Annotated in this window: 7 protein-coding genes; 2 read left to right on the forward strand and 5 right to left on the reverse strand. The window is 71.4% G+C overall.

Features of this window, described 5'->3' with window-relative positions; translation table 11 throughout:
• The 5 genes from lnt to miaB form a co-directional block, all read right to left on the reverse strand.
• A partial coding sequence (gene lnt / locus GVN67_RS26755) for an apolipoprotein N-acyltransferase (protein ID WP_235035539.1) occupies positions 1 to 1,042 on the reverse strand: 1,042 nt, incomplete at its 3' end.
• Positions 1,043 to 1,404: 362 nt separating this feature from the next.
• On the reverse strand, positions 1,405 to 2,304 hold the full coding sequence (locus GVN67_RS26760; protein WP_235035541.1) for a hemolysin family protein: 900 nt from the start codon (positions 2,302 to 2,304) through the stop codon (positions 1,405 to 1,407).
• The gene (ybeY, locus tag GVN67_RS26765) at positions 2,301 to 2,804 is read right to left on the reverse strand and encodes an rRNA maturation RNase YbeY (RefSeq protein WP_408906364.1); all 504 of its coding nucleotides are present in this window, start codon (positions 2,802 to 2,804) and stop codon (positions 2,301 to 2,303) included. Before ybeY ends, GVN67_RS26760 begins: the two co-directional genes overlap by 4 nt.
• A gap of 35 nt (positions 2,805 to 2,839) precedes the next feature.
• Entirely contained in the window at positions 2,840 to 4,036 is a 1,197-nt protein-coding gene (locus tag GVN67_RS26770) for a PhoH family protein (protein WP_160000369.1), read from the reverse strand.
• Positions 4,033 to 5,451, reverse strand: coding sequence for a tRNA (N6-isopentenyl adenosine(37)-C2)-methylthiotransferase MiaB (gene miaB / locus GVN67_RS26775; protein WP_160000370.1), 1,419 nt, complete (start codon positions 5,449 to 5,451; stop codon positions 4,033 to 4,035). The genes GVN67_RS26770 and miaB overlap by 4 nt, the downstream gene beginning before the upstream one ends.
• A gap of 326 nt (positions 5,452 to 5,777) precedes the next feature.
• On the opposite strand from miaB, the gene hemW reads away from it, so the two are divergent.
• Together hemW and GVN67_RS26785 are read left to right on the forward strand one after the other, a co-directional pair.
• On the forward strand, positions 5,778 to 6,992 hold the full coding sequence (gene hemW / locus GVN67_RS26780; protein WP_408906365.1) for a radical SAM family heme chaperone HemW: 1,215 nt from the start codon (positions 5,778 to 5,780) through the stop codon (positions 6,990 to 6,992).
• 93 nt (positions 6,993 to 7,085) lie between these two features.
• Positions 7,086 to 8,280, forward strand: a 1,195-nt coding sequence (locus tag GVN67_RS26785; RefSeq protein WP_160000371.1) for a putative DNA modification/repair radical SAM protein, incomplete at its 3' end; no start/stop codon positions are given.

An 8,280-nucleotide genomic window follows, 5' to 3' on the forward strand; every position in this document is an offset into this window, starting at 1 on the left:
CCGCGAAATCCCCCGCCCCCTGCACCAGGCGAATCGGGATCAGCCCGCTCAGCGGCATGTATTCGCCGAAGGGCACCAGATGCGCCTTGTCGTAGACGCCGCGCAGCTGCCCCTGGGCGTCGATCACCGACAGGCTGTTGTAGAGGTGGTCGACCTTGCCCTCCGGCGTCCAGTCGACCCGCACCGAGCCGCCCAGCAGCATGCCCTGCGCCGGCAGCACCTGCGCCACATAGCCGCGCGCAGCGTCGTCCTGCGGCAGCAGGAAGGGGCTGGCGGTCTCCGGCCAGATCACCGCCAGCGGGCGGTCGGAGGGCCCGCGCTGGGCCACGCCCTGCCGCGTCAGCTCCAGGTAGCGGCGGAAGATCGGCCAGCGCTGGTCCTCGCGCCACTTGGCCTCCTGCTCGACATTGCCCTGGACCAGCAGCACGTCGACGCCGGGTGCCTCCGGCAGCGGCTGCGCCAGCCGGGCGAAGCCGAGCGCCCCCAGCACCGCCAGCCCGGCCGCCCCGCCGGCGATCGCCCGCCGCCCGAGATAAGGCGTCCCTGCCACCAGCAGGGTGACGAAGCTCAGCCCATAGACGCCGACATAGGCGGCGCCCTGCAGCGGCAGCGCGTCGAAGGCCCAGACGGTGCCCAGCGCGTTCCAGGGGAAGCCGGTCAGGATCAGGCCGCGCGCCCATTCCAGCAGGGTCCAGGCGCCGGCCAGCGCCAGCCAGCGCGGCCAGCCCGGCGCCGCCCGCCAGGCGATGATGGCGGCCAGCGCGACATAGACCGCCAGCGGCAGCGCCAGCCCCGGCACCGCGATGGGCACCAGCCAGCCCCAGCGCCAGGGATCGGTCAGCAAGGCATGGCTGATCCAGTAGAGCCCGGCCATGTGATGGCCCCAGCCGAAGGCGAAGCCGATCCAGCCGGCCCGCCTCCAGCTGGCGGCCCCGCCCAGCAGGGCCAGCAGCCCAGGGACCGCCACCAGCAGCGCCGGCACGGCGTAAAGCGGCGGCAAAGCCAGGGCCGCGATCACCCCGAGGCCAAAGGCAGCCAGCAAGGCAGGTCGGCCCGTCAGGGCGGAAAGCTTGGAAAACAAAGGGACAGCCAGCCTTATCGGGAGGACCGCGAGTATCCTCCCAAGCGAAGGCAGGGGCAAATTGCAGGAAGAAACAGAGGGGAAGGCGAGGGGAATGAATTCCCCTCGACCCCTTCTTTTTTCTGATCAACGGCCGTGGCCGGACCAGCGCCCCATGCCGGGCGGCACCAGGGCGGCGCGGCGGGACGCAGATTTTATAAAACCATCATGTGCGGAAAGGCCGCGCTTGGGCCGGGCCGTTTCGCCTGCGTCGCCAAGGCCAACAGACAGAAAAAAGAAGGGGTCCAGGGGAATTCATTCCCCTGGCCTTGCCTTGTCTTCGCTTACTCCGCCGCGGCCTTCGCCGCGTTGACGCCCGGCCGCCGGACCCGCAGTCGCCGGATCCGGCGCGGATCGGCCTCCAGCACGCGGAACTCCAGGCCCGAGGCGTGGGAGACCAGCTCGCCCTTGGCCGGCACGCGCCCGGCCAGGGTGAAGACCAGCCCGCCCACGGTGTCGATATCCTGTTCCCGCTCGTCCTCGGTCAGCACGGCGCCGAGCTTGGCCTCGAAGAACTCGATCGGCGTGCGGGCGTCGAGGTCGATCAGCCCGTCGGTGCGCTCGACCAGCTGCGGGGCCGCCACCTCGTCATGCTCGTCCGAGATGTCGCCGGTGATGGTTTCCACCAGGTCCTCGATGGTCACCAGCCCGTCGATGCCGCCGTATTCGTCGACCACCAGCGCCAGGTGCATCCGCGCCTGCCGCATCTGCAGCAGCAGGTCGAGCACGGGCACCGAGGGCACCACGAACAGCGGCTTGCGCAGCACGGCGGCTATGCTGAAGGGCGCCTCGCGGCCGACGCTGGCGAAGACGTCCTTGATGTGGACCATGCCCACCATGTCGTCCAGCTGCGCCCGGTAGATCGGGAAGCGGCTGTGGCCCTCACGCTGGATCAGGCGGATGGCCTGGTCGAGGGTGAGGTCCTCCGGCATGGCGACGATGTCGGCGCGCGGCACCATCACGTCGCTGGCGGTCTTGCCGCGCAGCTTCAGCACGTTGGTCAGCAGGGCGCGCTCCTGCGCGTCCAGCTCCGGCCGGGGCGGGCCGGCATGCTCGTGGTGGTCGTTGTGCTCGCGGCCTTCGACGAGCGCTTCCACCTGGTCGCGCACGCTCTCGGCCGATTTGCGGCGCAGCAAGCCCTGCAGCCGCCACAGGATGCCCTCGCGGGACTGGCTGTCGCTCACAGCACGCCTCGCCAGGGGTTGGGCATGGCGAGCCTTCGCATGATCCGCGCCTCGGCGCGCTCCATGCGGCGGGCCTCGCCGGCCTGCAGGTGGTCGTGGCCGCCCAGATGCAGCGTGCCATGCGCCACCAGATGGGCCAGGTGGGCCGCGACCCGGCGCTGCGCCCCGCGCGCTTCCCGCCGCACCACGCCGAGGGCGAGGGCGATGTCACCCAGGTGGCCGAAGCCCTCGCCGGGGAAGGACAGCACGTTGGTCGGCTTGACCTTGCCGCGATGCTCGCCGTTCAGGCGCTTCACGGCACGGTCGTCGGTCAGCAGGATGGTCATGGCGCCCTGCGGCGCGCCGGGTGGCGCGGCCTCCAGGCTGAAGCCGTCGCTGGCCATTTCCGCCCAGGCGGCGGCGGCGGCGCGGCGCGCCAGCTCTTCGGCGCGCGGCACTGCCGCCCGCCATGCCGGGTCGTCGATGACGACGACAATCTCCGGCGTGGGTTGCCCGTCCACGTCACCGTGGGCGGGCGTACGACTTCCCGGTTCCATCACTCTCCTTCCTGCCGCGGGGGACCGTTCCCCTCGCGGCGCCGTCCGCCCAGCCCCGGCTGGAAGCGCGGGGAGGGCTGGCCGGCCTGGCCCTGGCCGCCATGGCGGGCCGATTCGTCGGCGCGGTTATACGCGGCGACGATCCGCGCCACCAGCGGATGCCGCACCACATCCTGTTCAGCGAAGCGCGACACGGCGATGCCGGGCACGCCCTCCAGGATCGACAGCGCCTCCACCAGGCCGGATTTCTGCCCGGAGGGCAGGTCCACCTGGGTCGGGTCGCCGGTGACCACCATGTGCGAGCCCTCGCCCATCCGGGTCAGGAACATCTTGATCTGGGCCGGGGTGGTGTTCTGCGCCTCGTCCAGGATGGCGTAGCAATGGGCGAGCGTCCGGCCGCGCATGAAGGCCAGCGGGGCGATCTCGATCTCGCCGGAGACGATGCGGCGCTGCACCTGGTCGGCCGGCATCATGTCGTTCAGCGCGTCGTAGAGCGGGCGGAGATAGGGGTCGACCTTCTCCTTCATGTCGCCGGGCAGGAAGCCCAGCCGCTCGCCGGCCTCGACCGCGGGGCGCGACAGCACGATGCGGTCGACCCGCCCGGCCAGCAGCAGGGCGACGCCCTGGGCCACGGCGAGGTAGGTCTTGCCGGTGCCGGCCGGGCCGATGCCGAAGACCATGTCGTGCCGGACCAGCTGCTCCATATAGGCGGCCTGGGCGTGGCTGCGCGGGCCGATGGCGCCCTTGCGGGTGCGGATCGCCGGCAGGTCGGCCAGCGGCAGCCGCGGCTCCCGCCCCTCCTGGCTGGCGGCGGCGCCGGCCGGGCGCGGCGCCGGTGAGGGCACTGGGGAGGCCGGCCCATCGGCCAGGCGCAAGGCTGCTTCGACGTCGGACATGCCGATGACCTCTCCCCGTTCTACCTGCCGCCACAGGCGCCGCAGCGCCACTTCCGCCACCTCGGCCGCGCTGCCCGATCCGGTGATCGACAGGCGGTTGCCACGGCTCGACAGCCGCACCTCCAGCGCCTGCTCGATCCGCGCCAGGTGCCGGTCATGCTCGCCGAACAGGATCGGCAGCAGGCCGTTATCGTCGAATTGCAGGGTCACCGTCCGGGCGGCCGAGACGGTGTCGGCCCCGACCGGGCGGGTCGGGCCGCGGGAATCGGCGCGGAGCGCGGTGCTGCCTGGGTTGCTCAAGCGGGGGTGAGCTCCTTCGCATCCAACAAGGTGGCGGAAAGGGAATTGGGCATGGCGGCGGCGATTTTCACCCGGGCGACGCGGCCGACCAGATCGGCGTTGCCCAGCGCATGCACCGGCTGCAGCCAGGGGCTGCGCCCGGCCATCTGCCCCGGGTGGCGCCCGGTGCCGGTGAAGAGGATGTCGCATTCCAGCCCGACGCAGCTGAGGTTGAAGGCGTCCTGCTGCTGCCGCAGCAGGGCCTGCAATTCCTGCAGGCGCGCGTCCTTCTCGGCCTCGGCCACCTGGAAGGGCTGGCCGGCGGCCGGCGTCCCGGGGCGGGCGGAATATTTGAAGGAATAGGACAGGGCGAAGCCGACCTTCTCGACCAGCGCCATGGTGGCGGCATGGTCCTCGGCCTTCTCGCCGGGGTGGCCCACGATGAAGTCGGAGGTGAAGGCCATGTCCGGCCGCACCTCCCGCAGCTGGTCGGTGATGCGGAAGAACAGATCCGCCTGATGGCCGCGATTCATCGCCGCCAGGATCTTGTCCGAGCCGCTCTGCACCGGGAGATGCAGGAAGGGCATCAGCTGCGGGATTCTTCCGTGTGCCTGGATGAGGTCGTCATCCATGTCGCGCGGGTGGCTGGTGGTGTAGCGCAGCCGCGCCAGCCCCTCGATCTCGGCGAGCTCGTAGAGCAGGCGGGACAGGGTCCAGGTGGCGCCGCCCGGGCCCTCGCCATGCCAGGCATTGACGTTCTGGCCGAGCAGCGAGATCTCGCGCGCGCCGCCGGCCACCAGCCGCCTGGCCTCGGCGACGATGGCGGCGACCGGCCGCGAGAACTCGGCGCCGCGCGTGTAGGGCACCACGCAGAATGAACAAAACTTGTCGCAGCCTTCCTGGATGGTCAGGAAGGCGGTCGGGCCCTGGTCGGCGCGCGGCTGCGGCAGCAGGTCGAATTTCTGCTCCACCGGGAAGTCGGTGTCGATCTGGGCGCCGGCGGCCCGCGCCGCGCGGGCCACCATCTCCGGCAGGCGGTGATAGGTCTGGGGCCCCAGCACGATGTCGACCCAGGGCGCGCGGGTGGTGATTTCCTTGCCCTCGGCCTGGGCGACGCAGCCGGCGACGGCCAGCACCATCTTCTGCCCGGCCTCGGCGCGGGCCTCCTTCATCACCCGCAGCCGGCCGAGGTCGGAGAAGACCTTCTCCGACGCCTTCTCGCGGATATGGCAGGTGTTGAGGATGACCATGTCGGCCTCCTCCGGCGTCTCGGCCGGGCCATAGCCGAGGGGGGCCAGGACATCGGCCATGCGGCCGCTGTCATAGACGTTCATCTGGCAGCCCCAGGTGCGGATGAACAGCCGCTTGCGGGGCGTGCTGCCGTCCAGCGGCGCGGTGGTGTCGATGGCGGTCTCGGGCGAGGGGGCAGGGGTCATGGCGCGCTTGGGTCCGGAACAGCGGAGGCCGGGGGCACAGGCCGGCCCGGGCCACCCCGGCTCGGGGTGGCATCGCGGGCGGATGTGCGGGCGACGTGGCCGCGGGTCAAGCGGACAAGCCCCCCGAGACCGCGGAAAGAGCCGGCGATCCTGAGCGCATCATGTGACGTCATCGTCGGGGATGCCGCCCCGCCGGGTCAAGGCAAACCGCGCGGGCCCGCGGGCAAATCGCGTGATGGTTTCGTGGCGGCGGACCCGGCCGCGACGGGGTGGCGCGGCGCGGGGCTGCCTTGCGGCGCTCGACTTGGGCGGGCCGGGCGCGCCATATGCCGGCCATGCCCGCCGCCGCCGATCTCCTGTCGCCCCCCGCCCCCGCCGAGCCTTTGGCCCTCTATGTCCATTGGCCCTTCTGCGCGGCCAAATGCCCCTATTGCGACTTCAACAGCCATGTCCGCGAGCGGGTCGACGGGATGCGCTATGGCGAGGCGCTGCGCCGCGAGCTGGCCTATGAGGCCGCCCGCCTGGCGCAGCAGGGGCAGGAACGGCGCAAGCTCGCCTCGATCTTCTTCGGCGGCGGCACCCCCAGCCTGATGCCGACCGAGGCCGTGGCCGCGATCATCGCCGATGCCCGCCGCTTCTTCGACGCGACGCCCGACATCGAGATCACGCTGGAGGCCAACCCGACCAGCGTCGAGATCGCCAAGCTGGCGGAGCTCCGCGACGCCGGGGTGAACCGCGCCAGCCTGGGCGTGCAGGCGCTGAACAACCAGGCGCTGGGCTTCCTCGGGCGCAAGCACGATGCCAGCCAGGCGATCGCGGCGCTGGAGGCGGCGCGGTCGCTGTTCCCGCGCCTGTCCTTCGACCTGATCTATGCCCGGCCGGACCAGCAGGAGGCCGAATGGCGCGCCGAGCTGCGCCAGGCCCTGGCGCTGGCCGCCGACCATCTTTCCCTCTACCAGCTGACCATCGAGCCGGGCACGCGCTTTGCCACGGAACATGCCCGCGGCGCCTTCGCTTTGCCGGAGGGCGACGAGGCGGCGGCGCTGTACTTCGCCACCGGCGAGGAGGCGGCGCGCTTCGGCCTGGCCCCCTACGAGGTCTCCAACTACGCCAAGCCGGGGGCCGAGAGCCGGCACAACCTGGCCTATTGGCGCTATGGCGACTATCTCGGCATCGGCGCCGGCGCGCATCAGCGGCTGCTGCTGCGCGAGGGCCTGGTCGCCTCCCGCCGCCACCGCGGCCCCGAGGAATGGCTGGCCCGTGTCGAGGCCGAGGGCCATGCCATCACCCACACCGAGACCCTGTCCGCCACCGACCGCGCGCGGGAGGCGATGCTGATGGGCCTGCGCCTGTCCGAAGGCGTCGACCCCGCCCGCATCGAGGCCCGCACCGGCCTGACGCTCGCCGAGGCGGTCGACCCCGCCATGCTCGCCGCCTGCCTGGACGAGGATTATCTGCGCTGGACCGAGGATGGCCGCCTGGCCGCCACCTGGGAAGGCCGGCTTCGGCTGGATGCGATGCTGCCGGTGCTGCTGCGCTGACAGTGCTGCTGCGCTGAAAGCCTGAACCGCCACGCTTGCATCGAAGGCGTTAAAGAACAAAAATAGAACGATCGCTTTCGGATCGCCTGTGCCATGGAACTCCGCGCCAAGCTCGCCTTGCTGGCGGATGCCGCCAAATACGATGCCTCCTGCGCGTCCTCGGGCACCGAGAAGCGGGATTCGCGCAAGGGCGGCCTTGGCAGCACCGAGGGGATGGGCATCTGCCACGCCTATGCGCCGGATGGCCGCTGCATCTCGCTGCTGAAGGTGCTGCTGACCAATGCCTGCCATTTCGACTGCGTCTACTGCATCAACCGCGCCAGCTCGAACGTGCCGCGCGCGCGCTTCACCGTGGACGAGCTGGTCCGGCTGACGCTCGCCTTCTACCGCCGCAACTACATCGAGGGGCTGTTCCTCAGCTCCGGCATCATCCGCTCGCCCGACTACACCATGGAGCAGATGAACCGCGTCGCCCGCACCCTGCGCGAGGAGCATGGCTTCCGCGGCTATATCCACCTGAAGACCATCCCCGACGCCGCCCCTGGCCTGCTGGCCGAGGCCGGCCTCTGGGCCGACCGCCTGTCGATCAATGTCGAGCTGCCGCAGGATGCCAGCCTGCAGCGCCTGGCGCCCGAGAAGAACCTGCCCGCCATCCGCGGCGCCATGGCGGGCCTTGCCTCCCGCATCGAGGAGGCCAAGGACGCGAAGCGCACCGCCCGCCGCGCGACGCCGCCGCGCTTCGCCCCGGCCGGGCAATCGACCCAGATGATCGTCGGCGCCGATGACAGCGACGACCGCCGCATCCTGACCACCGGCGCCGCGCTCTACGGCCGCTACCGGATGCGGCGGGTCTATTATTCTGCGTACTCGCCGATCCCGGCGGCCTCGTCCCTGCTGCCCCCCGCGGCGCCGCCCTTGCTGCGCGAGCACCGCCTCTACCAGGCCGACTGGCTGCTGCGCTTCTACGGCTTCGGCACCGAGGAGATCATGACCGGCGGCGAGGCCGGCATGCTGGCCCTCGACATCGACCCCAAGCTGGCCTGGGCGCTGAAGCATCGCGGGCTGTTCCCGCTCGACCTCAACCGCGCCCCACGCGAGATGCTGCTGCGTGTCCCCGGCCTCGGCGCCCGCAATGTCGACCGCATCCTCGCCGCCCGCGCCGAGGGCCCGGTGCGGCTGTCGGAGCTCGCCGTGCTGCGGGTGCCGCTGAAGAAGGTCGCCCCCTTCGTCACCGCCCCCGACCATCGCCCGGCCCCCGGCCAGCTCGACAGCCTGAGCCTGCGGGAAC

Source organism: Roseomonas sp. 18066, assembly GCF_902706185.1.
Classification (GTDB): domain Bacteria; phylum Pseudomonadota; class Alphaproteobacteria; order Acetobacterales; family Acetobacteraceae; genus Pseudoroseomonas.